Origin of the sequence: Achromobacter sp. E1 (assembly GCF_037039475.1) — a bacterium.
GTDB lineage: Bacteria > Pseudomonadota > Gammaproteobacteria > Burkholderiales > Burkholderiaceae_B > Achromobacter > Achromobacter mucicolens.
Map to the genome: position 1 here is coordinate 1,760,093 of NZ_CP146253.1, position 25,182 is coordinate 1,785,274.

The 25,182-nt window shown below is 65.7% G+C and carries 22 protein-coding genes, 3 tRNA genes and 1 pseudogene; 18 read left to right on the forward strand and 8 right to left on the reverse strand.

What is annotated here, in order from left to right; genetic code table 11:
- Nucleotides 1-196: 196 nt before the first annotated feature.
- The 3 genes and pseudogenes from V6V88_RS08065 to V6V88_RS08075 form a co-directional block, all read right to left on the reverse strand.
- Nucleotides 197-1,420 carry a YeeE/YedE family protein gene (locus V6V88_RS08065; protein ID WP_223574817.1) on the reverse strand — a complete coding sequence of 408 codons (1,224 nt, stop codon included), beginning with the start codon at nucleotides 1,418-1,420 and terminating at the stop codon, nucleotides 197-199.
- A 150-nt stretch (nucleotides 1,421-1,570) separates the two neighbouring features.
- The gene (locus tag V6V88_RS08070) at nucleotides 1,571-2,515 is read right to left on the reverse strand and encodes an AEC family transporter (RefSeq protein ID WP_142049863.1); all 945 of its coding nucleotides are present in this window, start codon (nucleotides 2,513-2,515) and stop codon (nucleotides 1,571-1,573) included.
- 33 nt (nucleotides 2,516-2,548) lie between these two features.
- Nucleotides 2,549-3,441, reverse strand: a pseudogene (locus V6V88_RS08075) (DMT family transporter).
- A gap of 118 nt (nucleotides 3,442-3,559) precedes the next feature.
- Here V6V88_RS08075 and V6V88_RS08080 point away from each other — a divergent pair.
- Nucleotides 3,560-4,003, forward strand: a complete 444-nt coding sequence (locus tag V6V88_RS08080) for a GNAT family N-acetyltransferase (protein WP_056320068.1) — start codon at nucleotides 3,560-3,562, stop codon at nucleotides 4,001-4,003.
- A 150-nt stretch (nucleotides 4,004-4,153) separates the two neighbouring features.
- Here V6V88_RS08080 and V6V88_RS08085 read toward each other — a convergent pair.
- Nucleotides 4,154-4,238 (reverse strand) — tRNA-Leu (locus V6V88_RS08085).
- A gap of 150 nt (nucleotides 4,239-4,388) precedes the next feature.
- On the opposite strand from V6V88_RS08085, the gene V6V88_RS08090 reads away from it, so the two are divergent.
- On the forward strand, nucleotides 4,389-5,000 hold the full coding sequence (locus tag V6V88_RS08090) for a DTW domain-containing protein (RefSeq protein WP_223574819.1): 612 nt from the start codon (nucleotides 4,389-4,391) through the stop codon (nucleotides 4,998-5,000).
- Nucleotides 5,001-5,149: 149 nt separating this feature from the next.
- On the opposite strand, the gene V6V88_RS08095 is transcribed toward V6V88_RS08090, so the two are convergent.
- Nucleotides 5,150-5,234, reverse strand: a tRNA-Leu gene (locus V6V88_RS08095).
- 238 nt (nucleotides 5,235-5,472) lie between these two features.
- Between V6V88_RS08095 and rnr the strand changes: the two genes are divergently transcribed.
- From rnr to V6V88_RS08155, 12 genes are all read left to right on the forward strand, one after another.
- Nucleotides 5,473-7,938: a ribonuclease R gene (gene rnr / locus V6V88_RS08100; RefSeq protein ID WP_338618754.1), complete on the forward strand. Its 2,466-nt coding sequence runs from the start codon at nucleotides 5,473-5,475 to the stop codon at nucleotides 7,936-7,938.
- Between the two features lie 137 nt (nucleotides 7,939-8,075).
- Nucleotides 8,076-8,813: a 23S rRNA (guanosine(2251)-2'-O)-methyltransferase RlmB gene (gene rlmB, locus V6V88_RS08105; protein WP_223574821.1), complete on the forward strand. Its 738-nt coding sequence runs from the start codon at nucleotides 8,076-8,078 to the stop codon at nucleotides 8,811-8,813.
- A gap of 46 nt (nucleotides 8,814-8,859) precedes the next feature.
- Nucleotides 8,860-10,104, forward strand: a complete 1,245-nt coding sequence (locus V6V88_RS08110; RefSeq protein WP_062838442.1) for a cystathionine gamma-synthase family protein — start codon at nucleotides 8,860-8,862, stop codon at nucleotides 10,102-10,104.
- A gap of 57 nt (nucleotides 10,105-10,161) precedes the next feature.
- Nucleotides 10,162-10,842 (forward strand): Fe2+-dependent dioxygenase, encoded by a 681-nt coding sequence (locus tag V6V88_RS08115; RefSeq protein WP_062838441.1) that lies wholly within the window; start codon nucleotides 10,162-10,164, stop codon nucleotides 10,840-10,842.
- Nucleotides 10,843-11,197: 355 nt separating this feature from the next.
- A complete protein-coding gene (locus V6V88_RS08120; protein ID WP_003812968.1) occupies nucleotides 11,198-11,470 on the forward strand; it encodes an HU family DNA-binding protein in 273 nt (90 codons plus the stop codon).
- A gap of 145 nt (nucleotides 11,471-11,615) precedes the next feature.
- Nucleotides 11,616-11,691 (forward strand) — tRNA-Val (locus V6V88_RS08125).
- A 382-nt stretch (nucleotides 11,692-12,073) separates the two neighbouring features.
- Nucleotides 12,074-12,892: an energy transducer TonB gene (locus V6V88_RS08130; RefSeq protein ID WP_280003725.1), complete on the forward strand. Its 819-nt coding sequence runs from the start codon at nucleotides 12,074-12,076 to the stop codon at nucleotides 12,890-12,892.
- Between the two features lies 1 nt (nucleotide 12,893).
- A complete protein-coding gene (locus V6V88_RS08135) occupies nucleotides 12,894-13,865 on the forward strand; it encodes a MotA/TolQ/ExbB proton channel family protein (RefSeq protein WP_056320084.1) in 972 nt (323 codons plus the stop codon).
- Nucleotides 13,865-14,350, forward strand: coding sequence for a biopolymer transporter ExbD (locus tag V6V88_RS08140; protein WP_056320087.1), 486 nt, complete (start codon nucleotides 13,865-13,867; stop codon nucleotides 14,348-14,350). Before V6V88_RS08135 ends, V6V88_RS08140 begins: the two co-directional genes overlap by 1 nt.
- Nucleotides 14,351-14,413: 63 nt before the next feature.
- Complete coding sequence (locus V6V88_RS08145; protein ID WP_008164454.1) at nucleotides 14,414-15,085, forward strand: response regulator transcription factor; 672 nt, start codon at nucleotides 14,414-14,416, stop codon at nucleotides 15,083-15,085.
- A gap of 114 nt (nucleotides 15,086-15,199) precedes the next feature.
- The gene (locus tag V6V88_RS08150; RefSeq protein WP_338618759.1) at nucleotides 15,200-16,270 is read left to right on the forward strand and encodes a HAMP domain-containing sensor histidine kinase; all 1,071 of its coding nucleotides are present in this window, start codon (nucleotides 15,200-15,202) and stop codon (nucleotides 16,268-16,270) included.
- On the forward strand, nucleotides 16,267-18,195 hold the full coding sequence (locus V6V88_RS08155) for a potassium transporter Kup (protein WP_223574825.1): 1,929 nt from the start codon (nucleotides 16,267-16,269) through the stop codon (nucleotides 18,193-18,195). Before V6V88_RS08150 ends, V6V88_RS08155 begins: the two co-directional genes overlap by 4 nt.
- A gap of 75 nt (nucleotides 18,196-18,270) precedes the next feature.
- On the opposite strand, the gene V6V88_RS08160 is transcribed toward V6V88_RS08155, so the two are convergent.
- The 3 genes from V6V88_RS08160 to V6V88_RS08170 all read right to left on the reverse strand — a co-directional run bounded on the left by V6V88_RS08160 (nucleotide 18,271) and on the right by V6V88_RS08170 (nucleotide 22,042).
- Nucleotides 18,271-19,619, reverse strand: a protein-coding gene (locus V6V88_RS08160; protein WP_280004194.1) for an IS3 family transposase whose coding sequence is annotated in 2 segments (ribosomal slippage) — nucleotides 18,271-19,149 and nucleotides 19,152-19,619 — 1,347 coding nt in all. Because the reading frame shifts where the segments join, the coding sequence is not laid out codon by codon here.
- A gap of 85 nt (nucleotides 19,620-19,704) precedes the next feature.
- Complete coding sequence (gene argG, locus V6V88_RS08165) at nucleotides 19,705-21,045, reverse strand: argininosuccinate synthase (protein ID WP_063952908.1); 1,341 nt, start codon at nucleotides 21,043-21,045, stop codon at nucleotides 19,705-19,707.
- A gap of 70 nt (nucleotides 21,046-21,115) precedes the next feature.
- The gene (locus tag V6V88_RS08170; RefSeq protein ID WP_152383860.1) at nucleotides 21,116-22,042 is read right to left on the reverse strand and encodes a LysR substrate-binding domain-containing protein; all 927 of its coding nucleotides are present in this window, start codon (nucleotides 22,040-22,042) and stop codon (nucleotides 21,116-21,118) included.
- 97 nt (nucleotides 22,043-22,139) lie between these two features.
- Here V6V88_RS08170 and V6V88_RS08175 point away from each other — a divergent pair, with 97 nt between their 5' ends.
- From V6V88_RS08175 to V6V88_RS08190, 4 genes are all read left to right on the forward strand, one after another.
- Nucleotides 22,140-23,006: an amidohydrolase family protein gene (locus tag V6V88_RS08175; RefSeq protein ID WP_223576477.1), complete on the forward strand. Its 867-nt coding sequence runs from the start codon at nucleotides 22,140-22,142 to the stop codon at nucleotides 23,004-23,006.
- A gap of 69 nt (nucleotides 23,007-23,075) precedes the next feature.
- On the forward strand, nucleotides 23,076-24,029 hold the full coding sequence (locus V6V88_RS08180) for a tripartite tricarboxylate transporter substrate-binding protein (RefSeq protein ID WP_056320100.1): 954 nt from the start codon (nucleotides 23,076-23,078) through the stop codon (nucleotides 24,027-24,029).
- Nucleotides 24,030-24,031: 2 nt separating this feature from the next.
- Nucleotides 24,032-24,562 carry a carboxymuconolactone decarboxylase family protein gene (locus tag V6V88_RS08185; protein ID WP_223574829.1) on the forward strand — a complete coding sequence of 177 codons (531 nt, stop codon included), beginning with the start codon at nucleotides 24,032-24,034 and terminating at the stop codon, nucleotides 24,560-24,562.
- Between the two features lie 12 nt (nucleotides 24,563-24,574).
- Nucleotides 24,575-25,135, forward strand: a complete 561-nt coding sequence (locus V6V88_RS08190) for a DUF4286 family protein (RefSeq protein WP_223574832.1) — start codon at nucleotides 24,575-24,577, stop codon at nucleotides 25,133-25,135.
- Nucleotides 25,136-25,182 lie beyond the last annotated feature (47 nt).

Genomic DNA, 25,182 nt, shown 5'->3' on the forward strand with positions numbered 1-25,182 from the left:
GTCTCCGCTTTTCGGAATGCAGCAACCATACACCAGGGCCGCTGGCTGCCGGATGAATGGCGGGCCGCGTGCGCGTGCGCCGGCGCGTGCCTTGCGCAGTTGGGGGGCAGGCTCAAAGGCGCATGTTCACTGGCTTGGCGGCGGGGCAAAAAAAATGGCCTCCTGCATCAGGAGGCCATTGCTGGAACACTGTTTCTCAGCAACTGGACGCCGGCGGTGTCTTTTCGACGGCCAGGCCGAACAGCGGACGCAGGTGCACGCCCAGTGCGCTGCCCGCGAACGCGGCAGGCAGCCACAGCCAGGCATGCAGGCTGCCCGACAGGATGCCGCTGAAGTAGGCGCCGATGTTGCAGCCGAAGGCCAGGCGCGAGCCATAGCCGAGCAGCAGGCCGCCGATCACGGCGCCCGCGAGCGAGCGCGCCGGCACCTTCCAGACGGGCGCGAACTTGCCGGCCGCGCTGGCGGCGGCCAGCGCGCCGAGCATGAGGCCGATGTCCATGACGGTGGTGACATCCTGGCGCAACGGCGCGGCCAGCGACGGCTGCTTGGCCCAATAGGCCCAGGTGGCGACGTCGCCGCCCAGGACATCCAGCGTCTTGGCGCCCCACAAGGCGAAAGCGGACGTAATGCCCCAGGGGCGTCCGGCCAGCGCCAGCGTTGCGAAGTTCAGCACGACGAGCGCCACGCCGCCCCACACGAGGGGCCACGGACCCTGCAGCAGCGAAACGGGGCGAGCCGTGCGCGAGGCGAAGGAAATCACGTGGCCATGACGGCGCTTTTCCAGCGTGGTGGCGATCCAGGCGATCAGCGCAAAGACGGCCAGATTGACGAGGATCGCGGGCGCCAGACCCCAGGTCTTGATGAGCGACGTGGGCGCCAGCGCCGGCAGGCTGGACCACCAGCCGAAGTTGGCCGTGGCGATGACCGAGCCCACGATGAAGAACAGCAGTGTCACCACCATGCGGGTGTTGCCGCCGCCCACCGCGAAGAGCGTGCCCGACGCGCATCCGCCGCCCAGCTGCATGCCGACGCCGAACAGGAACGCGCCCAGCAGGACCGAGACGCCCGGGGGCGACACGAAGCCGTTGACCGGCTGACCGAACAGCGTGCCGGCGGCCAGAAAGGGAAAGAACAGCAGCACGCCCACGGCGAGCATCAGCATCTGCGCGCGCAGGCCGGCCCCGCGGCGGTCCGACACGAACACGCGCCAGGCTTGCGTGAAACCGAACGACGCGTGGTACAGCGTGACACCAAGCAGGGCGCCGACCACCCACAGCGCGCCCTGGCGCCAGCTGACGGTCTGGTTGAGGTACAGGGCGCCGGCCAGGACCAGCAGCACCGCAATCCAGAGCGGCTTGCGATTGATGTGGATGGGCGGCAGGGCCGAGGGCAGTGGCAGGGAGGAGGCGTTGGCGCTCATGAAAATCCCGAGGATCAGGTCGTAAATGCAAACGGGTGCGAAAGGCGCACCCGTGGGAATGGACGTCAGTCTAGTCCTGTCAGCAAATATCTCAAACCAAGGATTCGTGCTTTAGCAATAACTTCAAGTTATATAGAGCCGCTGGTGAGTTCACGATACGGGGTGCGCGCTGATCCACGCGACGAGCAGGCTAACCGTCACCACCGATGCCACGGTGCTGACCAGGATGGCGCGCGAGGTCACGCGGGCGTCGCGTCCATACATCTTGGCCAGCATGAACGGTCCGGTGCCGATGGGCAGCGCGCTCATCAGCACGGCCGTCCAGGCCCACAGCGGCGGCATCGAGAACACGTAGAACGCCAGCACCGCAGTCGCGGCCGGTTGCAGGAGCAGCTTGCCCAGCACCAGGCGCATCACGCCCGGTCCGGAGGCCGCGGTTTCCGTCTGCGCCAGAAAAAGGCCGATGGTCACCAGCGCGCACGGGCTGGCGGACGCGCCCAGCAAGGCCACATAGCGGTCGACGCCTTCGGGCAGACGGGCACCAGTGGCCGCCCACGCAAGGCCAAGGACCGGGGCGGCCAGCAGCGGATTGCGGATCAGGGCGCGGCCTACCTTGAGCAGCGTCGCGGGCAGGTTGGGCGTCTGCTGCCGATCGAACTCGATGAGGGCGATGGCAAATCCGAAGAGCACGCTTGCGGTAAGCAGCGTGGTGAAAGTGGCGGGCGCCAGGCTGTCGGCGCCAAGCAGCGCCAGGCACAGCGGAATGCCCATGTATCCGGCGTTGGCGTAGGACGCCGCCAGGCCTTCGATGCTGCGGTCGGTGAGCGTCTGCGCGCGGCGCCCGCGCGCCAGGAACGAAACCACGAATGTGATGGCGATGCCGCCCGCAAACGCGCCGACGAAGCCCCAGTGCGCCATCTGCGCCAGGTCCACCTGCGTCATGGCGCGGAACAGCAGCGCGGGCAAGGACAGGTACACCACGTAGCGATTCAGCGCATCGGTCGCGTGGGTGCCCAGGATGCGCCAGCGGGCGGCCAGCCAGCCGGTCAGTATCAGCGCAAAGACCGGCAGGGCGGCGGTGACGACGGCGTTCATGGGCGAGGGCGCAAGGGCGGAAAGGCGGTCATTCTACTTGGCGTCGCTGGCCGGCTTGCGGGTCACCAGCAGGATGCCCAGCGCGGCCAGCGCCATGCCAGGCCAGGCCAGCGGGGGAATGGGTTCGCGCAGGATCAGCAGCGCAATGATCGCCGTGCAGGGCGGCACCAGGAAAAACAGCGCTGACACGCGCGAGGCCTCGCCGTGGCGGATCATGGCCAGCAGCAGGGTGATGGCGACCAGGGAGTTGCCGACGACCAGATAGGCGAGCGAGCCGAGCAAGGGCCGGTCCATTCGATGCGCATGGGTTCCAGCCAGAATGCCAACGGCGCGGACACGGCAAGGCCCACGCCATACTGGACGAAGTTGGAGGCGACGGGATGGATCTGCGTGCCGAAGCGCTTTTCGTAGAGCGTGCCGCCCGTGAGGCAGAGCAGCGCGCCGACCGCGAACGCCAGCCCCAGCGGCGCCAGCACGTCGATCGAGGCCTTGGCCACGATCACGAGCGCGGCGCCCGCCACGCCCAGCGCGAGGCCGGCCCACCGCCGGGCGTCGACGCGTTCATGCGCGAGCGCGGGCGCCAGCAGGCCGATGAGGATGGGTTGAAGCGAGGTGATGAGGGCCACGCCGCCCGCCGACATTCCCTGCTTGAGCGAGAGGTAGGTGAAGCAGAAGTAGCCGGCCTGCAGCAGCAGGCCCACCATCGCCAGGTGACCCCATGCGCTGGCCCGCGTGGGCAACGGCGGCCGCAGCGCCAGCAGCAGCGGCGCAAGGATCAAGACGACACATGCGTAGCGCAACGCCAGGAACGTCAGCGGATCGGCATAGGCCAGGCCCACCTTTAGCACGACAAAGCCGCTGGACCACAGCACGAGAAAGAGCGCGGGTGCGGCTTTCAACCAGGCAGGGGGCGCGGCAGGCGTCATGGCGGACCAAGGGCGGCAAGGGCAAGCCGCGATCGTACCCCTTTTCGCGCCTTCTTCATCCTTGCGAAAATGCGGCGTAGGATTCAGTTATTCATTTGCTGCAACGTAGGGGTAGGACATGTCGGCCAACAAAGAAGCAACGGTGCGCATTGCGCTGGGAACCTGGGATCGCTTGCGCGACGACGCTTATTCGGTGCGCCACGCGGTTTTCGTGGTCGAGCAGAACGTGCCGCCGGAAATCGAGATGGATGACGACGACGCGGTGTCGGTGCATGCCGTGGCGTATGGACCCGATGGCACGCCGATGGGCACGGGGCGCCTGTTGCCCGACGGACACATTGGCCGCATGGCGGTTCACAAGCGCGCGCGCGGGATGGGCGTGGGCGGGCAGTTGCTTGATGCGCTGATCGGGCAGGGGCACGGCGACGGCCACCGCATGCTGGTGTTGCATGCCCAGACGCACGCCGCGGGCTTTTACGAAGCGCATGGCTTCAAGGCCGAAGGCGAAGAGTTCGTCGAGGCCGGTATTCCGCATGTGGTGATGACGCGCACGTTGAAGTAGCGCGCCGCGCTGGGGGCGTGCGCCGCAGCCGATGCGCGGCGGCGCCTCGCCCTGCGCAGTGTGGCGCGCACAAAGCAAAAACCCCGAACGCTTTCGCATTCGGGGTTTTTCTTTTGGCGCATCACGACAGGTACCTCGTGATGTAGTAATTGGTGCCCAGGAGAGGACTCGAACCTCCACACCTTGCGGCACATGGACCTGAACCATGCGCGTCTACCAATTCCGCCACCTGGGCGCTGTTGCTTTACATGTTGCGTCGCTTTCGCTTCCGTTTCGTGTTCAGCAGCAGAGGAACGAGATTATGCACACTTTTTTTGAAGTGTGCAACTTCGTCTGCATTTTTTTCACTTTTTTTGTGCGGTCCGCTTTCGATATAGTGTCGGCCATGTCTCGATCCCTCTGTACGCGCTGTCTGCGCCCGCTGTCGCATTGCCTTTGCGCCCTGATCCCGTCGTTGTCCTGCCGCACCAGCGTGGTGGTCCTGCAGCATCCCAGCGAAGCGCGCCACGCGCTGAACACGGCGCGCCTGGCAGTGCTGGGAATCGCGGGCGCGCGCCGTGTCGTCGGTGAATATTTTTCCGAGGCGGATTGGGCGGCGCCGGGGTACGCGCCGCGCCTGCTGTTTCCGGGAGAGGGCGCCGACGTGCTGACGCCGGGCTACGGCCAGGACATGGGCTCGCCCATCCGGCTGATCGTGCCGGACGGCACCTGGGGGCATGCGCGCAAGCTGCTGCACATCAACCCGGCGCTTGCGGCGCTGCCGCGCGTCATGCTGCCGCCGGGCCTGTCGACGCGCTACCGTGTGCGCCATGCCGATGTGCCGGGCGCGCTGTCCACCATCGAGGCCGTGACGCACGCGCTCAATGCCATCGAGGCGCCGCGCAACTTCGACGCGCTGCTGGCGCCGTTTGAGGCGTTGATCGATGGTCAGATCGACGGCATGGGCGCGGACCTTTACGCGCGTCATCATTTGAATCGCAAGGTGCCCTGGCGCTGACCGGGGAAAGCAAAACGCTTAGGGCAACGTAAATCGCCCGGGGCAAAGAAAAAGCCCCGCGGAAAGCAAAAGCCCCGGAAACCTTTCGATTTCCGGGGCTCTTAGCCTTTTGGTCAAGCCAGTTTGAAACTGCCTTGATTAGAATTCCGTGGTGCCCAGGAGAGGACTCGAACCTCCACACCTTGCGGCACATGGACCTGAACCATGCGCGTCTACCAATTCCGCCACCTGGGCACTGAAAGATACTGTCAGAACTATGTGCTACGCTGCGTTCCAGTCGCGTGACTTAGATTCAAGTTCTAAACCTTGAACTAATCCATGCGTCCGAATGCAGTTGGTTTTACAATGGGTTTTTTTCAACCCGAGTTATCAGCTTTTTAATTCGGCTTCTAACTCTTCTGACCATTTCTGCTTCAGTGTTCAGCCTTGGGCGAACCACAGAAGCTGCGCATTATATACGGAAAATTTAGCTTTGGCAAAACGATCGAATAACGAATCGAATAACAACAGATCAACACCCTTGCCCGAAGCGCCGCCGGACTTCGACCCTGATGTTCCGTCCCGTGAAGCCATCCTGACAGCGCTGCGCGCCGCGGGTTCGCCGTTGTCGCCGGCTGAGCTGGCCGAACGCATGGGCGTCGAGCGCGAGGCGACGATGGTGGGCTTCGAGCGCCGCCTGGGTGCGATGGAGCGCGACGGGCAGTTGCTGCCCAATCGCAAGGGGGTGCTGCTGCTGGCGACCAAGCTCGATTTCGTGGCGGGCAAGGTGCTGGGGCATCGCGACGGCTTCGGATTCCTGCTGCGCGATGACGGCGGGCCGGATCTGTTCCTGTCGCCTCGCGAAATGCTCAAGGTGCTGCACGGCGACCGCGTGCTGGTCAAGCCGTCGGGCGAATACCGGGGCAAGCCGGAAGGCACCATCGTCGAAGTCATCGAGCGCCGCACCAACAAGCTGGTGGGCCGCTTTCTGCACGAGCACGGCCTGTCCATCGTCGTGCCCGAAGACCAGCGCATCAAGCACGACATCCTGATTCCGCCCAGCGACACCAACGGCGCCCAGCACGGGCAGGTGGTCGCGGTGGAAATCATGGCGCAGCCCACGCGCCACACGCAGCCGCTCGGCCGCGTGGCCGAGGTGCTGGGCGAGATCGACGATCCCGGCATGGAAATCGAAATTGCCGTGCGCAAGTTCGACGTGCCGGTCGACTTCACCGAAGGCGCCTTGAAGCAGGCCGCGCGCCTGCCCGACACGGTCCGCAAGTCCGATCTGAAAGACCGCGTCGACCTGCGCGACGTGCCGCTCATCACGATCGACGGCGAGGACGCGCGCGACTTCGACGACGCGGTGTACTGCGAGCCGGTCGAGCTGGGCACGGGCCAGCGCAAGCGTCCGGGCTGGCGCCTGCTGGTCGCCATTGCCGACGTCAGCCATTACGTGCGTCCGGGCGATGCGCTGGACGACGATGCGATGGAGCGCGGCACCAGCGTCTACTTCCCGCGCCGGGTCATTCCCATGTTGCCCGAGTCTCTGTCCAACGGCCTGTGCTCGCTCAACCCTGACGTCGACCGTCTGGTGCTGGTGTGCGACATGGTCATCCCGGCCAGCGGCGCCAAGGCCGGCACGGTCACGGCGTACCAGTTCTATAACGCGGTCATGCACTCGCACGCCCGCACCACCTACACCAACATCTGGGCGGCGCTGCAGCAGCCGGGCGGTCCGGCCGCGCATGCGATGCGCAGCGTGATGCCGCAGGTCCAGCACCTGTACGAACTCTTCCAATTGCTGTCGCAAGGCCGCAAGAAGCGCGGCGCCATCGATTTCGACACGGTTGAAACGAAAATCGTCTGCAACGAGCTCGGCCGCATCGAACAGATCGTGCCGTCCGTGCGCAACGACGCGCACAAGCTGATCGAAGAGTGCATGCTGGCCGCTAACACCTGCGCGGCCGACTTCATGACGCGCAGCGAGCATCCGGGCCTGTACCGCATCCACGAGGGTCCCACGCCCGAGCGCCTGCAGTCGCTGCGCGAATTCCTGCGCACCATGGGGCTGTCGCTGGGCGGGGGCGAAATGCCCACGGCCAAGGACTACGGCGATTTCCTGGATTCCGTGCGCGGGCGTCCCGACTACCAGCTGCTGCAGACCATGTGCCTGCGCTCGATGCAGCAGGCGGTCTACAGCCCCGACAACATGGGCCACTTCGGCCTGTCCTATCCGGGCTACAGCCACTTCACCTCACCGATCCGCCGGTATCCCGACCTGCTCACGCACCGGGTCATCAAAGCGTTGCTCGCGGGGCAGCGTTATGTGCCCAGCCTGGACGATCACGCGGTCGTCATCGGCCGCAGTCAGCGCGAACACGAGCAGGCCATCTGGGAAAAGATGGGCTTGGTGCTGTCGGCCAGCGAGCGCCGCGCCGACGAGGCGTCGCGCGATGTCGAGGCCTGGCTCAAGTGCTGGTTCGTCAAGGAGCGCGTGGGCGAAGACTTCAGCGGCACGGTCACCGGCGTGGCAAGCTTCGGCATCTTCGTCACGCTGGACACGTTGCACGTCGAGGGCCTGGTGCACGTGTCGGAACTGGGCGGCGAGTACTTCCAGTTCAACGACGCCCTGCACGAACTGCGCGGCGAGCGTACCGGCATGCGTTACCGCCTGACTGACAAGGTGCAGGTTCAGGTCGCGCGCGTGGACCTGGAAGCGCGCCGCATCGAGTTCCGCCTGGTGCAGGGCACGAGCTTCGACGCGCTGCGCAAGGCGGCGGCGCGCGGGTCCGACGAACCCGTGCGCCGGGTCAAGAAGGCAGCCTCTCCCAAGCCCGCCAGCCTGAAGGGCCAGACCGCCAAGGAACGGCGCGCTTCGGCCAAGAAGGCCGGCAAGCCGCCCAAGGCCACCCAGCGGGCCGCGCCCGCCAAGAAGGCCGTCCGCAAGCGCCACTGACCGGCGGCGCGGATCCTTATGGTCATGCCGTCGCTTGGCTGCGTGGCCTAAGGGGGTAACATTGCGGTTAGTGCCGGCGCTGTCCGGCGGCCCGCCCCCTCTGGGGCGGGTATTCGTTTATCTAAAGGTATTGTTTTATGGCGTCGACCCAAGTCCTGGCCGGGTTTCACGCGGTTGTCGCGCGGCTGCGGCACGCGCCCGAGTCGATCAAGGAAATCTACGTCGAGGCCTCGCGCCGCGACAAGCGCATGCAGACATTCATCGAGCAGGCCGAGCGCGCCGGCTGCCGCCTGCACCCGGTTCCGATGGAACGCCTGGACGGCCTGGCGCGCGGCACGCGTCACCAGGGCGTGGTAGCGCTGGCCGACGAGCGCCAGCTGGCGGTGGATGTCGACGAGGTGCTCGACGTGATCGAAGGGCCGCCGCTCCTGCTGATCCTTGATGGCGTGACCGATCCGCACAATCTGGGCGCTTGCCTGCGCACCGCCGACGCGGCGGGCGTGCATGCGGTGATCGCGCCGCGCGATCGGGCGGTGGGGCTGAACGCCACCGTGCAGCGTGTCGCATGCGGCGCGGCGGACACGGTGCCGTACCTGATGGTGACGAACCTGGCGCGCACCATGCGCGGCCTGAAGGACCGGGGCGTGTGGCTCGTCGGGACGGACGATCAGGCCACCGACAGCATGCACAAGGTCGATGCCCGCCAGCCGATGGCGTGGGTCATGGGCGCGGAAGGCGAGGGCATGCGCCGCCTCACGCGCGAGACCTGCGACCAGCTCGTGAACATCCCGATGCTGGGTTCGGTGGAAAGCCTGAACGTCAGCGTCGCCAGCGCCGTCTGCCTGTACGAGACCCTGCGCCAGCGCCAATCGTGATCCGTCCCACCCTGTAGATTCACTTCTTCAATTGCGTCAGCCCATCATGCACCAGAACGGCTTTACCACCACGATTCTCCATTCCGACCGTCATCAATCCGTCGAGCACGGAGCGGTGCACAAGCCGATGCACCCGTCGTCCGAATTCGCTTACGACGACGCACGCGAGCTGGCTGCCGTGTTCCAGGGCAAGGCGGGCTTTACGTATGCGCGCCAGGGCACGCCGACCACGACGGCGCTGGAGGCCAAGATCAGCCAGATGGAAGGCGGCAAGGGCACGGTCAGCTTTTCAACGGGCATGGCTGCGCTGGCCGCCATTTTCACCACGCTGCTGCGCCGGGGCGATCACCTGGTGTCCAGCCAGTATGTGTTCGGCAACACCAACAGCCTGTTCGGCACGCTGCAGGAACTGGGCGTTGAGATCACGTTCGTGGACGCGACGGATTCGGCGCAGGTGCGCGCCGCCATCCAGCCCAATACGCGCATGGTCTTTACCGAGACCATCGCCAACCCGGGCACGCAGGTGGCCGACCTGGCTGTGATCGGCGAGATCTGCCGCGAGAAGGGGCTGGTCTATGTCGTGGACAACACGCTGACCTCGCCGTGGATGTTCCGGCCGGCCTCGGTCGGCGCGTCGCTGGTGATGAATTCGCTGTCCAAGTACATCGGCGGGCACGGCAATGCGCTGGGCGGCGCCGTGACCGACACCGGCCTGTATGACTGGGCCGGCAACGACAACATCTACGAAGCCTATCGCAAGGGCGCGTCCACCGGCTGGGGGCTCACGCAGATCAAGAAGAAGGGGCTGCGCGACATGGGCGGCACGCTGGCCGCCGAGCCCGCGCACCGCATCGCGGTGGGCGCCGAAACGCTGGCGCTGCGCATGGCCAAACATTGTTCCAACGCGCTGGCGCTGGCGCGTTTGCTGCAAGCGCATCCGGGCGTGGCGAAGGTGCATTATCCGGGCCTGGCCAGCCACCCTCAGCATGAGCGGGCGGCGGCATTGTTCGGGTCGCGATTCGGCGGTCTGCTGGGCGTCGAACTGGCGGATGGCGTCGATTGCTTCGACTTCCTGAACCGCCTGCGCGTGGTGCTGATGGCGACGCACCTGGGCGATACGCGCAGCCTGGCGCTGCCGGCGGCGCACACGATCTATTACGAGATGGGCGCGGAGCGCCGCAAGCAGATGGGCATCGCGGACAGCCTGATCCGCGTGTCGGTCGGCATCGAGGACGAGGCCGATTTGCTGTTTGATTTCGATCAGGCGCTCAATGGTTGCCTGAAGGGATAATTCTGCAGCCGCGGCGCTCCGGGCAGGGGCGCCAGCAACGCAATCGGGCAGGAACCCATGCTTATTCAGATCGCAGAAGTCTTTACGCCGCAAGAGGCTGCCGACATCCGCCAGCGGCTGGATGCCGCGGACTGGGTGGACGGCAAGGTGACCGCAGGACATCAGTCGGCCCAGGTCAAGCGCAACCGGCAACTGTCCGAACAGCATCCGCTGGCGCAAGAGCTCGGCACGCTGATCCTGCAGCGCCTGTCGGCAAACAACCTCTTCATGTCGGCGGCGCTGCCGCGCAAGATCTTCCCGCCGCTCTTTAACCGCTACGAAGGCGGCGAGGCGTTCGGCTATCACGTGGACAACGCCGTGCGCGGCATCGCCGGCTCGGCCGAGCGTGTGCGTACCGACCTGTCCGCGACGCTGTTCTTCTCGGACCCCGACAGCTACGACGGCGGCGAACTCGTCATCGACGACACCTATGGCCCGCGTGCCGTGAAGCTGCCGGCCGGACACATGGTGCTGTATCCGGGAACGAGCCTGCATAAAGTCAATCCGGTAACGCGCGGCGCGCGCGTCAGTTCATTTTTCTGGATGCAGAGCCTGGTGCGCGAAGACAGCCAGCGTGCGCTGCTGCTGGACATGGACGTCGCCATCCAACGCTTGAATCAAGATGTGGCGGGACATGCCTCAATTGTTCAGCTCACCGGCATTTATCACAATCTGCTGCGCCGCTGGGCCGACGTTTGATGAAGCTTAAAGTGTTTTTTGCGGGTGTCGCGCAAATCCCAAAATGAGCGTTTTTGTTTATTGCGGAATCGGCTAAAAGCTAGTATTGACGCGGGTTGCCGTGAGGTTTTCGCTTGACAGCCGCTCTACGCCAAGGCCTAATACACGTCTGCGTCGCTGACGGTTTGCAGGCATTAAGCCAGCAAATCCTAGGCGGCGCAGCAGTTTAAAAGTTGTGCTTTGCAGCGCAAGAAAAAAGTTTATCCACTGTCTGTTCGTCGTTTGCCTGGTCTCGCGTCCATTTGTGGCATTCCTTCCTGACGGCCATGAACTGCCGCCCCGGGCAGACTCCACACCTTGTGAGGGGTACACCTGCATGAACAAAACCGAACTCATCGATCACATCGCCAGCAAGGCCGATATCTCCAAGGCTGCAGCCGGCCGTTCGCTCGACGCCCTGATCGGTGCCGTGAAGACCACGCTGAAGAAGGGCGGTACGGTCACGCTGGTCGGTTTCGGCACGTTTGCCGTGTCGGCTCGCGCCGCGCGCACCGGCCGCAACCCGCGCACTGGCGAAACCATCAAGATCAAGAAGGCCAAGGTGCCGAAGTTCCGTCCGGGCAAGGCCCTGAAGGACGCTGTCAACTGATAGGACGGCAGCCGATCGCATGGCGCACGGCGCTGCGATTTGCCCACAAGTACGCGGTCCGGTATACTCCGGCCCGCGTATTGCTTTTGAGTACCCCAAATTGGCAATGTCCCCGCGCAAATGCGCCGGGCGATTGCACCGAAATGGGTGCTTAGCTCAGTTGGTAGAGCGGCGCCTTTACACGGCGTAGGTCACAGGTTCGACCCCTGTAGCACCCACCAGAAGCCCTCGCAGTTCACATCGAACCCGCACACATCCCGCCTCCGGCGACGTGGCGGGTTTTTTGTTTTCCGGCCCTGATTGCGATGGCGCGTCTCTTCGGATTGAACGCCTGGCCAACATGGGTCTGACCCGCATTGGTCTGACCCGCGTGGCTAACGCGCCGTCACGGGCATGCCTCGTGCTGCCCGCCTTTTCATAAGCGTTTTATCGATGCTGCCTTGATTCCGATCAGCAGTGTTACGCTGTTCCATTCGAAATACAACGTGCGAATCATTCGCATTTAAGATACTATGACGGGCTTGTACCGGTCAGCCGGCGCCGCGGTCTTGTGCGCGTCAATTTCCTGGCAGGCCGGAAAAGTCAATGCACCCTGGCTGATTCATGCCTAGTCTTCAACCCGGTTGGAATTCTTCTTCGCGGTCTTCTTTTGGTATTCGCGCAGGCGCTGGCCTGGCGGTCGTTGCGCTTCATGCAGCGGTGATCGGCGCCATTTTCATGGCGCCGGAGAGTCGTCCTGAATTGGAGGAACCCGAGGCGATCATGGTGAGCGTGGTGGATGCGCCCGTTCCCCAGATCGCCAAAGCCGAACCTACGCCCGAAGTGCCGCAGCCGGTCACCGAGACGCCGCCCGAGCCGGAACCCGAGATCGAGCCCGAACCCGACCCCGAACCGGAATTGAAACCGGAACCCGAGCCGGAGCCCGAACCCGAGCCGGTGGTCGAAAAGCCGCCCATGCCGGCGCCCAAGCCGCCTCCGCCCAAACCCAAGCCGAAGCCCAAGCCCAAGCCTCAGCCCAAGCAGGAGGTCAAGCCCGAGCCCAAGCCCGAGACGCCGCCGCAGCAGACGCCGCCCAGCGGGGCGCCGGAAGGCACGCAGGCGCCGCAAGGCCCGACGCAGGGCCCGCCGCCCGATCAGCCCGTGCTGGTCTCGAGCATCGAATTCCAGGGCGCGCGTCCGATGCCCAACTATCCGATGGCATCGCGCCGCATGCGGGAAGAGGGGCGTGTCGTGGTGCTGGTGGAAATCAACACCCAGGGCCTGGTCGAGCGCGCGACCATCGACGCTTCGTCGGGGTTTCCGCGCCTGGACGAATCGGCGCTGGCAGCCGCGCGCAAAGGCCGATTCAAGCCGTATACCCGCAATGGCGTGGCCTATCCCGCCAAAGCAAAAATTCCGTTCGATTTCGTAATGAGGAACTGAGATGTCCAACGCACTGCATAGCGCCACCCTGGTGGCGCAGGCGACCACCAGCCCGGCGGCAGCGCCGGCTGCCGCCGCCGCGCCCGCAGCCCAGCAGGCCGCCACGACGGGCGGCGAGGTCGCCCAGCAAGCCGCCGGCGCCGTTCAGCAGGCCGCTGGCGCCGTCCAGCAGTCGGCCGACGCGCTGCACAGCGCCGCCGCAGCGATTCCGCCCGCGCCGGCGCCGGTCCCCGACATGGGCTTCCTGCACTTCGTCGCGCAGAGCGACTTCGTGGGCAAGAGCCTGTTCGTCATCCTGATCCTCATGTCGCTGGTGACCTGGTATCTCATCCTGGTCAAGGCCGCCAGCAATGTCAGCATGCGCAAGCGTTCCGCCGACTTCCTGAACAAGTTCTGGAACGCCAGCTCGCTGGAACAGGTCGAGCACGAAATCAACACGCACGGCGCGCGCGATCCGTTCTCGCATCTGGCCAGCCACGCCATGCACGCGCAGGCGCATCACAACAAGTTCGGCGCGACCAAGCTGGAAGAGTCGGGCAGCAATTCGGATTTCGTTACGCGCACCATGCGCAAGGTCATCGACGAAGAAACCGCCAAGCTGGAAAACGGCCTGACCGTGCTGGCCTCGGTGGGTTCGACGGCGCCGTTCGTCGGCCTGTTCGGTACGGTGTGGGGCGTGTATCACGCCCTGGTCGGTATCGGCCTGTCCGACGGCGTGACCATCAACCGCATCGCCGGTCCGGTGGGCGAGGCCCTCATCATGACGGGCCTGGGCCTGGCAGTGGCAATTCCGGCCGTCCTGGCGTACAACACGTTCGTGCGCAACAACCGCGTGTTCCTGTCGCGCCTGGATGCCTTTGCGCATGATCTGTTTGCGTTCCTGACCACCGGCCAGCAGGTTGCGCTGTCCGACGGCAAGGTGCGCGCACTGCGTCGCCAGAACGGCCACGCGGTCCAACGCGGGAGCGAATGATGGCCTTTGGCAGCTTTGAGGGTAAAGGGTCCGGAAGCCATGCGGTGTCCGAGATCAACATGGTGCCCCTGATCGACGTCATGCTGGTGCTGCTGGTGATCTTCATCATCACGGCGCCGCTCTTGGCGCACTCGATCAAGATCAACATGCCCCAGGTGGCCGCCGAACAGATCGAGGAAGAGCCCAAGACCGTGGACCTGGCCATCGATGCCAGCGGCGCGCTGTTCTGGGACGAGAAGCCGGTCAATATCGACGACCTGCCCAATCGCTTCAAGTCGATCGCCGGCACCAAGCCGCAGCCCGAGATCCGCATCCGCGCCGATCAGAACACCCGTTACGAAACGCTGGCCAAGGTCATGGCCTCGGCGCGTCGTTCGGGCATGACCCGGATCGGTTTCGTCACGACGCCGCCCTCTGGCGGCGCCCCGGCGGCCGGTGCGCCGGCAGGGGCAGCGGCGCCCGCGGCGGCACCGTCCGGCCGGTGAACGAATCCGGAAAGGGGGCGCATTTCGCGCCCCTTTTTTTTTGGATCGCGCTAGAATCGCGGCATGCGAGTTCTGGTAATCGAAGACGACACCACCCTGGGCCATGCGCTCCAGGAATTCCTGGCCGACCAGGGTTATGCGGTCGACTGGCTGACCGATGGCGACCGGGTTCTGGGCGCGTTGGCAGGCCAGCCGTATGACCTGATGCTGCTCGACCTCAACCTTCCCGGCATGAGTGGTCTGGACGTGCTGCGCCAGCTGCGCCAGGACGGCAATCAGGTTCCCGTGCTCATCCTTACCGCCCGCGATGGCATCGAAGACCGCGTCGCCGGTCTGGACGCCGGGGCGGACGACTACGTCACCAAGCCTTTTGAACTGCCCGAGCTGGCCGCGCGCGTGCGCGCCTTCGGCCGCCGCCGCGCGGGCCAGGCCCAGCCGCTCATCGAAGTCGGCCCGCTGGTGTTCGACACCGTTGGCCGCGAAGTGCGCGCCAACGGCCAGCGCCTGTCGCTGTCGGTGCGCGAGCTTTCCGTCCTCGAAATGCTGATGGCCCGCGTGGGCCGCGTTGTGACCAAGCGCCAGATCGTCAATTCCCTGTCCGCCTGGGATGCGGATTTCAGCGAGAATGCGGTCGAAGTCTATGTGTACCGCTTGCGCAAGCGCCTGGAAGGCACCGGCGCCAGCATCCAGACGGTACGCGGCTTTGGCTACATGCTGGATGTGGAAGCGGCCTGACGGGCCGGCCGCGGCCGGCGACCGCCAGCCGCGCGCATTCATCCGCCTCATTAAGGGCTTCGCGCCATGACGCAGGAACGCACCCCCCAACCGTCTCCGGCTGCGCGGCCTCCCATGCTTCCCTCCCGTTCACTGGCCCGGCATCTGGTCATCCGCCTGATGCCGCCCATCCTGCTGCTCGTCCTGCTGGACCTGGCGGCCACCTGGGTCATCACCCACAAGATCGACATGTCGTTGTGGATGCTGGAAGACTTCTTCTGGCTGATGGTCGTGGGCCAGGTGGCGCTGATTGCGCTGTTCGCTTGGGTGGTGATGCAGGGCGTGCGCTCCGGGCTGCGGTCGGTGAATCACCTGTCCGAAGAAATCCGGCAACGCTCCATCGACGACATGCAGCCGCTCGAGGTCGCCGGCGTGCCGGTGGAGATCGAGCCGCTGGTTACCCACACCAATGACTTGTTGCTGCGGCTGGATGCATCGCTGGCCGCGCAGCGCCGCTTCATCGGCCATGCTGCGCACCAGCTGCGCACGCCGTTGTCGGGCCTGCGGATGGAATCCGAACTCATGCTGGCGCGTCCCTTGCCCGACGATGTCCGCGCCCGCGCCGAGCGCATCAAGGCCGTCAGCGACCGCATGATCCGGCTGGGTCAGCAGCTTCTGGTGCTGGCGCGCGCCGACCCGAATGCCCGGCCCCAGGACAGTTTCGTGCGCATCGACCTGTGCGAATGGGTGCGCGTGCATGGCGCGGAATGGTTTCCGCGCGTGCGCGAGGCGAACTACGAACTGGACCTGGCCGCGCCCGAAACGCCCATCTGGATCGACGCGGATCCCTTGCTGCTGGCCGAGCTGCTGGGCAACCTGATCGACAACGCGCTGCGCTATGGCAACCCCACGGGCCGCATCACGCTGATCGTCGGCGCCAATCCCCCCTCGCTGACCGTTGAAGACGACGGCCCCGGCATCCCGCCCGAAGAGCGCGACCGCGTGTTCGAGGCGTTCTACCGGTCGCCCACGGCCACGGCCGGCGGCTCGGGTTTGGGACTGGCCATCGTGCGTGAGATCGCGCATGCGCACGGCGCGTGGTGGAAGCTCACGAGCCGGCCCGACTTTTCCGGAACGCGGCTGTCCGTCGTGTTCCCCGGCCCCCGCAAGGGTGCTCAACTCACTCGCCAAGAACCTGCATCATGAGCCAAGGCACGGTCAGCGCTGCTTCTTTGCCCCCCGGCCACCCCGGCGGCGCGCACGCGCCGTCGTCGCGCGCCGCCCTGATCCTGGGCGCCCTGGGCGTGGTGTACGGCGATATCGGCACCAGCCCGCTGTACACGCTGCGCGCCTGCCTGACCGGCCTGAGCGTGCATACCGATCTGGAACCGGCCCACCTGCTGGGCGTGCTGTCCATCCTGTTCTGGATGCTGATGGTGGTGGTGTCCCTGAAATACGTGATGCTTGTGCTGCGCGCCGACAACCGCGGCGAGGGCGGCACGCTGGCGCTGCTGGAACTGGCGGTGCGTGCCCGCGAGGGCAAGCTGCGCTGGATCCTGATCGTGCTGGGCATCTTCGGGGCGGCGCTGTTCTACGGCGACAGCATGATCACCCCGGCAATTTCCGTCTTGTCGGCGCTGGAAGGCATCGGCATCGTGTCGCACACGCTGGACCACTGGGTCGTGCCGATCGCATTGGTGGTCCTCATCGCGCTGTTCGCGATCCAGTCGCGCGGCACGGCGACGATGGGCAAGCTGTTTGGCCCCGTGATGTTCCTGTGGTTCGCCACGCTGGCCGCGCTGGGGGGCTGGCAGATCTGGCAGACGCCCGAGATTCTGGCCGCGCTGAATCCTATATGGGGGCTGCGCTTCATCGTGGAAGCGCCGTGGGTGAGCTTTGTGCTGCTGGGCGCGGTGGTGCTGGCGCTGACCGGCGCCGAGGCGCTGTATGCCGACATGGGCCATTTTGGCCGCCCGGCGATCCGCCGCGCCTGGTTCAGCATGGTGCTGCCGGCGCTGACGCTGTGCTACTTCGGCCAGGGAGCGCTGCTGCTGCGCGATCCCACCGCGATCCGCAATCCCTTTTTCCTGATGGCCCCGGAATGGGGGCTTGCCCCGCTGGTCGCGCTGGCCACCGTCGCCACCATCGTCGCCTCGCAGGCGGTCATCTCGGGCGCCTATTCGGTGACGCGCCAGGCGGTGCAGCTGGGCTTCTGGCCGCGCATGCAGATCCTGCACACGTCCGCCATCGAAAAAGGCCAGATCTACCTGCCGCAGGTCAACGCGTTGCTGCTGTGCGCGGTGCTTGTCCTGGTGCTGTGGTTCCGCAACTCCGACAACCTGGCAGCCGCCTATGGCTTCGCCGTGACGGGCACGATGCTCACGACGTCGGTGCTGGCGTTCGCGGTGCTGCCGCGCGGCACCACGGGCGTCAAGCGCATGATGTGGTTCGTGGTGCTGGGCTTGCTGCTGCTGCTGGACGTGCTGCTGTTTTCGGCCAACGTCTTCAAGATCCACGAGGGCGGCTGGCTGCCACTGGTGGTGGCGATCGTGGTGTTCACGCTGATGATGACGTGGCGCCGCGGCCGGCATCTGCTGTCCGACATGCAGCAGCGCGACCGCCAGCCGCTCAAGGAATTCATGGAGCAGCTCGAGCAATACCCGCCGTCGCGGGTGCCGGGCACCGCGATTTTCATGACGATGAATTCGGGCAACGTCCCGTCGGCGCTGCTGCACAACCTGAAGCACAACAAGGTGCTGCACGACCAGGTGCTGTTCCTGACGATCCTGTCGGCCGACGTGCCGTACATCGCGCCGGAAGAGCGCTTCGAGGTGAACCGGCTCAGCGCATCGAGCTGGGCCGCGACCATCAACTACGGGTTCAAGGAAGATCCGGACGTGCCGGAGGCGCTGCGCCTGATCGCAGAGGGCTACCCCGAACTGGATCTGGAACCGATGCGCACGTCGTACTTCCTGTCGCGCCAGACCGTGGTGGCGGCCAAAAAGCCCGCCTTGTCGCGCTGGCGGCGCGCGGTGTTCTCGTTCATGGCGCGCAACTCCACTCGCAGCACCAAGTTCTTCAAGATCCCGGCGAACCGGGTGGTGGAAATGGGCATGCAGGTCGAACTCTAGGCGCGCCGCGCCGCGGTCAGGCGAAAAAAAACCCTCGGTGTGAAATGAACTGACCCCCAGAAGTTGGACGGTCAACTAAAGCCCGTAGGCCTGAGCTCGGTATTGCACCGGGCTCAGGCCTTTTAGCTTGAGCTTGATGCGGTTGTGATTGTAGTAATGGATGTACTGCCGGATGCCGGCCAGCAACTGCTCGATGCTCTCGAAGCGGTTGAGGTGGAAGAACTCTGCTTTGAGCGTGCCGAAGAAGCTTTCCATGGCGGCATTGTCCAGGCAGTTGCCCTTGCGTGACATGCTCTGCGTGACGGACCGGGCGGCCAGCATGCGCCGGTAGATGGGCTGCTGGTATTGCCAGCCCTGGTCGGAGTGCAGCACGGGGCGCTCCGTCGGCCGCAGCCGCGCCAGCGCCTTCTTCAGCATGCTGCCCACGAGCTTGAACACTGGCCGCCGAGCGGTCTCGTAGGCCACGATCTCGCCGTTGTACAGGTCCATCACCGGCGACAGGTACAGCTTCTCGCCACGCACGTTGAACTCGGTCACGTCGGTGACCCACTTCTCGTTCGGACGCTCGGCCTCGAAGCGACGCGCCAACACGTTGGCCGCCACATGATGCGACTGACCTCGGTAGGACCGGTACTTCTTGGCGCGCACGAGCGACTTCAAGCCCAGCGCCTGCATCAGCTTCTGCACCGTCTTGTGATTCACCAGCTCACCTGCCTGGCGCAGCACCGCCGTGATCCGGCGGTAACCATAGCGGCCCTTGTGCTGCGCATAAACCGCGTTGATGTGCTGCTTGAGCTCGGCGTACGGGTCCACGGCGCCAAGCGCCTTCAGGTGGTAATAGAACGTGCTGCGCGACAGCTTGGCTGCTCTCAGCAATAGCGCCAGCGGATGACGATGCCTCAACCCTTGGACCATTTGCGCTTTTTCACCAGCGCTTCGGTCCGTTCCGCTTGGATCAAGGCATCGAGTTTTTTTAGGTAATCGAGCTCCGCTCGCAGGTACGCGTTCTCTTCGCGCAACTGCTTCTCTGTCATGTCCTTGGGTGTTGGCTCGGGTGGATACTTGTGTGGCATGGCGGGGCTATCTCGACGTCTGGGCTCCAATGCGCCCATTCCGCCCTCATCATACCCACGACGCCATTTGCCGATGGTCCCGGAATCGCCCAAGTTGTAAACCGCCACAGCCTGCCTGTCCGATAAGCCGTCCTGCTCGATGCGCTTCAACACCTCAAATTTGAATTGCGCCGAATACCGCTTGCGCGGCCTGACTAAACCAGCCCGTCCATGCAGTTGGTAGACAGCCACCCATCGCCGCAGCAACGCATAGTCCACGCCGACCTCCCGCGCCACTTCCGCATAACTATGCTGTTCAGACAGATACCGCCGTACAGCGTCCAGCTTGAACTGCTCGTCGTACTTTGCCATGCAAAAAACCCCCGAAGGATGGATCAAAGTCCAACTTTCGGGGGTCAGTTCAAAAACCGAGGGTTTTTTTTCGGGCCTTGAAGCATTACTTCTTCGAGGTCGCGTCCTTCAGTTGGGGCAGCGACGTGCCGCTGGAGGCGAGCAGGCCGGTCTTGACGTACGTGAACAGCTTTTCGCGCGTGTCGACGATGTCGAGGTTGCGCATGGTGAGCTGGCCGATGCGGTCCGCCGGCGTGAAGGGGGCGTTTTCCACCTTCTCCATGGACAGGCGCTCGGGCGCGTACGTGAGGTTGGGCGACACGGTGTTGAGCAGCGAGTAGTCGTTGCCGCGGCGCAGTTCGATGGTGACTTCGCCGGTGACGGCGCGGGCAACCCAGCGCTGGGCGGTTTCGCGCAGCATGATGGCTTGCGGATCGAACCAGCGGCCTTGGTACAGCAGGCGGCCCAGCTTGCGGCCGTTTTCGCGGTACTGCTCGATGGTGTCTTCGTTGTGGATGCCGGTGACCAGGCGCTCGTAGGCGATGAAGAGCAGGGCCAGACCCGGGGCTTCATAGATGCCGCGGCTCTTGGCCTCGATGATGCGGTTTTCGATCTGGTCGCTCATGCCCAGGCCGTGACGGCCGCCAATGCGGTTGGCTTCGAGCATCAGTTCGACGGGGTCGGCGTATTCGACACCGTTCAGGGCGACGGGCTGGCCTTCTTCGAAGCGCACCGTGACTTCCTCGGCCTTGACGGCGACGTCGTCGCGCCAGAACGCCACGCCCATGATGGGCTTGACGATGCGGATGCCGGAGTTCAGGTGCTCCAGGTCCTTGGCTTCGTGCGTGGCGCCGAGCAGGTTGGAGTCGGTGGAGTAGGCCTTTTCAGCCGACATCTTGTAGTCGAAACCGGCCTGGCGCATGTATTCGGACATTTCCGAACGGCCGCCGAGTTCGTCGATGAAGCGCTGGTCCAGCCAGGGCTTGTAGATCTTCAGTTCCGGGTTGGTGAGCAGACCGTAGCGGTAGAAGCGCTCGATGTCGTTGCCCTTGAACGTGCTGCCGTCGCCCCAGATGTTGACGTTGTCTTCCTTCATGGCGGCGACCAGCATCGTGCCGGTGACGGCGCGGCCGATGGGCGTCGTGTTGAAGTACGTGATGCCGGCGGTCGAGATGTGGAAGGCGCCCGATTGCAGGGCGGCGATGCCTTCGGCCACGAGCTGCGCGCGGCAGTCGATCAGGCGGGCGTTTTCGGCGCCGTAGGCCATGGCCTTACGGGGAATCTCGTCGTAGTCGGATTCGTCGGGCTGGCCCAGGTTGGCGGTGTAGGCGTAGGGAATGGCGCCGTTGTTGCGCATCCAAAGGAGCGCCGCGCTGGTGTCCAGGCCGCCGGAAAAGGCGATGCCGACTTTCTGGCCGGTGGGCAGGTTCGGGAGGATAGTGGTCATTGTTTGAGGTGAGACGCCAACAGGACTTTGACAGCAACGAGCCGCCAAACAAGAAAAGTAGCCCGCCATTTTAACTCTTTTGAGGGGGGCTGGCCTCGGGGGCGAACAGATCGGCAAGCCGCAGTTCGCGGATGAGCTGGCCCGTGGCGGCGGCCAGCCGGGTGGCCGGGCGATGGCGCGGGCTGGCCAGCACCAGGTTGTTGGTGATCGTGGGCGAACCGATGGCGCACAGGGACAGTTCATGCTCGGCGGCCGGGCCGCGCGCGGCCGAGCGGGGCAGGATGGCGTAGGCGTCGCCCTGCGCCGCCAGTTCGACGATGGTCTGCACGGCGTCGACCTCGGCCGCTACCTTGAGCCGCACGCCCTGCGCGCGGCACACGCTTTCCACGAGTGTGCGGATGGCGTTGGGCAGGCTGGGCAGGACCAAGGGATAGTCGCCCAGCCGCGCGACCGGCACGCGATCGGGCAGGGGCGGCTGATGGCCCGCGGCGGCCGCCAGGACGAGATCTTCGCGAAACAGCGATTCGTACGCGAGCTGCGGGGACGGGGCCGGGTCATAGAGCAAGGCCAGGTCCACCCGGCCGGCGAGCAGCCATTCGCGGACCTGCGCGCTCAAGCCTTCGGCCACCGCGATGGAGGCATCCGGGAAGTCCTGGCGGAACGCCTGCACAAGCGGGGGCGTGAGCACGCGCGCGATCCGTGGCGGCAGGCCGATCATGACCTTGCCCGTGGGCGTTTCGCGCAGCGTCTGCAGATCTTCCTTGGCGCGTTCGGCCAGCGTCAGCAGGGCGCGGGCGTGCTCCAAAAAGCGCAGGCCGGCCTCCGTGGGTTCGGCGCCTCGGCCGTTGCGGTAGAGCAGGTGCTGGCCCAGCTCCACCTCCAGCAGCCGCACCTGGCGGCTGAGCGTGGGCTGCGCGACGTCCAGCATCTCGGCGGCGCGCGAGAAGCTGCGGCGCTCGGCCACCCGCACGAAGTATTCGATCTGCTTGAGATCCATCGGATATTAGCTTTTTCGATATCAGAAATATCAGGTATAGCATTGTTTGCCAGGCCACATTCCGCGAGGATGGCGTTTTGCAATGAGGAAGTCCCCCGTGCCCGATTGCCGTCCGCCGCTCGCCTCGCCGTCCCGTCCCCGCCACGCGCTGCCGCCGGGCGCGTGCGACGCGCATTGCCACATCTTCGGGCCGAACGACGTGTTTCCGTACGCGCAGGGCCGCTCCTACACGCCGCCGGACGCGCCGTTCGCCAGCATGGCGGCGCTCCATGCCCATCTGGGCATCGAGCGGGCCGTCGTCGTACAGGCCAATTGCCATGGGTCGGATCACCGCGCCTTGCTGGACGCGCTGGCGCGCAGCGCCGGGCGGTATCGGGGCGTGGCGTTGCTGGGCGCCGACGCCACGGCGGCCAGCGTCAAGGCACTGCATGAGGGCGGCGTGCGGGCCGCGCGCTTCAATTTCGTGCCGCATCTGGGCGGCGCGCCCGATCCGGCCGTGTTCGACCATGTGGTCGCGCTGATTGCGCCGCTAGGCTGGCACCTGTGCCTGCACTTGGACGGCGCGATGCTGCCGGAATTGCTGCCGCGCCTGCTCGCGTTGCCGGTGCCGTTCGTCGTGGATCACATGGGGCGGCTGAAGGCATCGGACGGGCTCGATTCGCCGGCGATGCGGGCGCTGCTCAGCCTGGCCGACGTCGACGCGGCCTGGGTCAAGGTGTCCGGCATCGACCGGATTGCCGCCGGCCGGCGGCCGTTCGCCGAAGGCATCCCGTTCGTGCGCGCGCTCGTTCAGGCCATGCCGGACCGCACGCTGTGGGGCACGGACTGGCCGCATCCGAATGTGGCGGGCGACATGCCGGACGACGGCGAGCTGGTCGACACGTTTTTCGAGGCCTGCCCGGACGCCGGGCTGCGTCAGCGCGTGCTGGTGGACAACCCCGCGCGGCTTTACGGATTTCAGTAGTACCGAGACCGCGGAACGAGGGCCAGGATGCCCGAGCCGCAAGCACACCCCCATCAACGAGGAGACACCATGTTCAAGAAAATCATCTCGGCCGCCGTGCTGAGCCTGGCCGCCGCCGGTGCGGCCCATGCCGACGGTCCCGTGCGCCTCATCATTGCGTTCCCGCCGGGCGGTCCGGTGGACCTGGTGGGCCGCGTGCTGGCCGAGCAACTGGGCAAGGAGCTCAAGCAGAACGTCATCGTCGAGAACAAGGCGGGGGCCAATGGCAACATCGCGGCCGCCTACGTGGCCAAGGCGCCTGCCGACGGCTCGGTGCTGTTCCTGACCAGCGTTGGCGCGGTGGCGATCAGCCCGGCGCTGTACAAAGACCTGCCTTACGATCCGGCGCGCGATTTCGCGCCGGTGTCGCGCGTGGTGAACAACGCCACGGTGTTCGTGGTGAACCCGTCCAATCCGGCCACCGATGCGGCCGACTTCGTGAAGAAGTCGCAAGCCGCGTCGCAGTCGGTCGCCATCGGCTCGTCGGGCATCGGCAGCATTCCGCACCTGACGCTGGAAATGTTTGCCGATTCCAGCAAGGCCAAGGTGCTGCATGTGCCTTACAAGGGCGCGGCCCCCGTCATCAACGACGTGATGGGCAATCAGGTGTCCGGGTTCTTCGGCGACGTGCCGGGCCTCATCGGCCACATCCAGGGCGGCAAGCTCAAGCCCCTGGGCGTGGCGGCGCCGACCCGCCATCCGCTGCTGCCCGATGTGAAGACGCTGGCCGAGCAGGGCATCCCCGGCGTCGAGTCCAACAACTGGTACGGCCTTGTCGCGCCGGCGGGCACGCCTGCCGCCACCGTGGACAAGCTGAACCAGGCCGTGCGCGCCGCGCTGGGCAACGAAACCGTGCGTGCCCGCCTGGAGAAGTTCGGCGCCGAGGCCGCGCCCAGCACGCCGCAGGAATTGGGCGCGCTGATCGCCGCCGACCGCGAGAAGTGGACCGCGCTGATCCAGCGCAAGAACATCCGTCCGGAGTAAGCATGAGCGCCCGCCGAATCGAACCCGTCGTGCCGGGCACGCGCCCGGAACTGGCCGTGCTGGAGGCGCGCATCGCGGCCGCGCGCGGCCGCATTTCGCCGCTGTATCAGGTGCTGCTGAACAGTCCGGCCGTGGTCGAAGGCTGGGAAGCCATGCTGACCGCCATCCGGCAGAAGACGTCGCTGGCGCCGCGGCTGCGCGAGCTGATCATCCTGCGCGTGGCGACCTTGAACAACGCGCCGTACGAGTTCGAGGCGCATGTGCCGCACGCGCTGGCGGGCGGCATGCCGCAGGCGGTCATCGACGTGCTGCGCGGCAATCCCGCTCCGGATCAGGTACCGGGCCTGGAACCAGGCGAGGCCGAGGTGCTGGCGCTGACCGACGCCATGACCCGCGATATCGAGGTGCCGGACGCGGTGTTCGCGCCGCTGCGCGCGCGCTATGACGACGCGCAACTGGTGGAACTGACCGCGACGGTGGGCGCCTACAACATGGTGTCGCGCTTCCTGGTCGCCTTGCGCGTCGGGCATTGAAAGGAGAGGGCTGTGCAGGAAACGATGTTGCTGGTGTCGCTGGGCGAACGGTTTGACGAGGCGCGCATTCAGGATCTGGCCGGGCGTCTCGCGCACGGGCTGGAGGATGTGAAGATCAGCGCGTTTGCCGCGCTGGAAGCCGAAGACACCTACGTATACGTGCGCGGGGCCCGTGCATTGCCGCAGATCCAGGCCCGCCTGAATGAACTGGCGCCCGGCGCGCACGCGCGGATGTTGCATCTGACGCTGGATTTGCCGGGCGCGTCGGCGGGACAGGAGGCGCCGTGGCATTACATCGTCGAAACCGACGTGCTGCCCGAGGCCGAGGCCGACCTGAACGCCTGGTACGACCAGGAGCACCTGCCCGGCTTGGCGTCGGTGCCCGGCACGGTGCGCGCGCAGCGCTGGGAATGCCGCGATGAGTCGCCGCGGTACCTGGCCTGCTACGACCTGCACACGCAGGAAACCTTCGGCAGCCCGCCGTGGCTGGCCGTGCGCGCGACCGACTGGAGCAGCCGCGTGCGGCCGTCCTTTCGCAACACGCGGCGAAAGATGTTCAGGAAGATCCTGTAGCGCCGTTGCGTCACAAAAGAGAAGGGGCCCGGACATCGCGCGATGTC

Excerpts from the sequence above, each read along its gene's own strand:
- V6V88_RS08150 (WP_338618759.1), top strand. The coding sequence starts at position 15,200 with ATGCTTCCCTCCCGTTCACTGGCCCGGCATCTGGTCATCCGCCTGATG.
- rlmB (WP_223574821.1), top strand. The coding sequence starts at position 8,076 with ATGGCGTCGACCCAAGTCCTGGCCGGGTTTCACGCGGTTGTCGCGCGG.
- V6V88_RS08135 (WP_056320084.1), top strand. The coding sequence starts at position 12,894 with ATGTCCAACGCACTGCATAGCGCCACCCTGGTGGCGCAGGCGACCACC.
- V6V88_RS08090 (WP_223574819.1), top strand. The coding sequence starts at position 4,389 with ATGTCTCGATCCCTCTGTACGCGCTGTCTGCGCCCGCTGTCGCATTGC.
- V6V88_RS08170 (WP_152383860.1), bottom strand. The coding sequence starts at position 22,042 with ATGGATCTCAAGCAGATCGAATACTTCGTGCGGGTGGCCGAGCGCCGC.
- V6V88_RS08115 (WP_062838441.1), top strand. The coding sequence starts at position 10,162 with ATGCTTATTCAGATCGCAGAAGTCTTTACGCCGCAAGAGGCTGCCGAC.
- V6V88_RS08180 (WP_056320100.1), top strand. The coding sequence starts at position 23,076 with ATGTTCAAGAAAATCATCTCGGCCGCCGTGCTGAGCCTGGCCGCCGCC.
- V6V88_RS08070 (WP_142049863.1), bottom strand. The coding sequence starts at position 2,515 with ATGAACGCCGTCGTCACCGCCGCCCTGCCGGTCTTTGCGCTGATACTG.
- argG (WP_063952908.1), bottom strand. The coding sequence starts at position 21,045 with ATGACCACTATCCTCCCGAACCTGCCCACCGGCCAGAAAGTCGGCATC.
- V6V88_RS08185 (WP_223574829.1), top strand. The coding sequence starts at position 24,032 with ATGAGCGCCCGCCGAATCGAACCCGTCGTGCCGGGCACGCGCCCGGAA.
- V6V88_RS08120 (WP_003812968.1), top strand. The coding sequence starts at position 11,198 with ATGAACAAAACCGAACTCATCGATCACATCGCCAGCAAGGCCGATATC.
- V6V88_RS08110 (WP_062838442.1), top strand. The coding sequence starts at position 8,860 with ATGCACCAGAACGGCTTTACCACCACGATTCTCCATTCCGACCGTCAT.
- V6V88_RS08140 (WP_056320087.1), top strand. The coding sequence starts at position 13,865 with ATGGCCTTTGGCAGCTTTGAGGGTAAAGGGTCCGGAAGCCATGCGGTG.
- V6V88_RS08130 (WP_280003725.1), top strand. The coding sequence starts at position 12,074 with ATGCCTAGTCTTCAACCCGGTTGGAATTCTTCTTCGCGGTCTTCTTTT.
- V6V88_RS08145 (WP_008164454.1), top strand. The coding sequence starts at position 14,414 with ATGCGAGTTCTGGTAATCGAAGACGACACCACCCTGGGCCATGCGCTC.
- V6V88_RS08065 (WP_223574817.1), bottom strand. The coding sequence starts at position 1,420 with ATGAGCGCCAACGCCTCCTCCCTGCCACTGCCCTCGGCCCTGCCGCCC.
- V6V88_RS08080 (WP_056320068.1), top strand. The coding sequence starts at position 3,560 with ATGTCGGCCAACAAAGAAGCAACGGTGCGCATTGCGCTGGGAACCTGG.
- V6V88_RS08155 (WP_223574825.1), top strand. The coding sequence starts at position 16,267 with ATGAGCCAAGGCACGGTCAGCGCTGCTTCTTTGCCCCCCGGCCACCCC.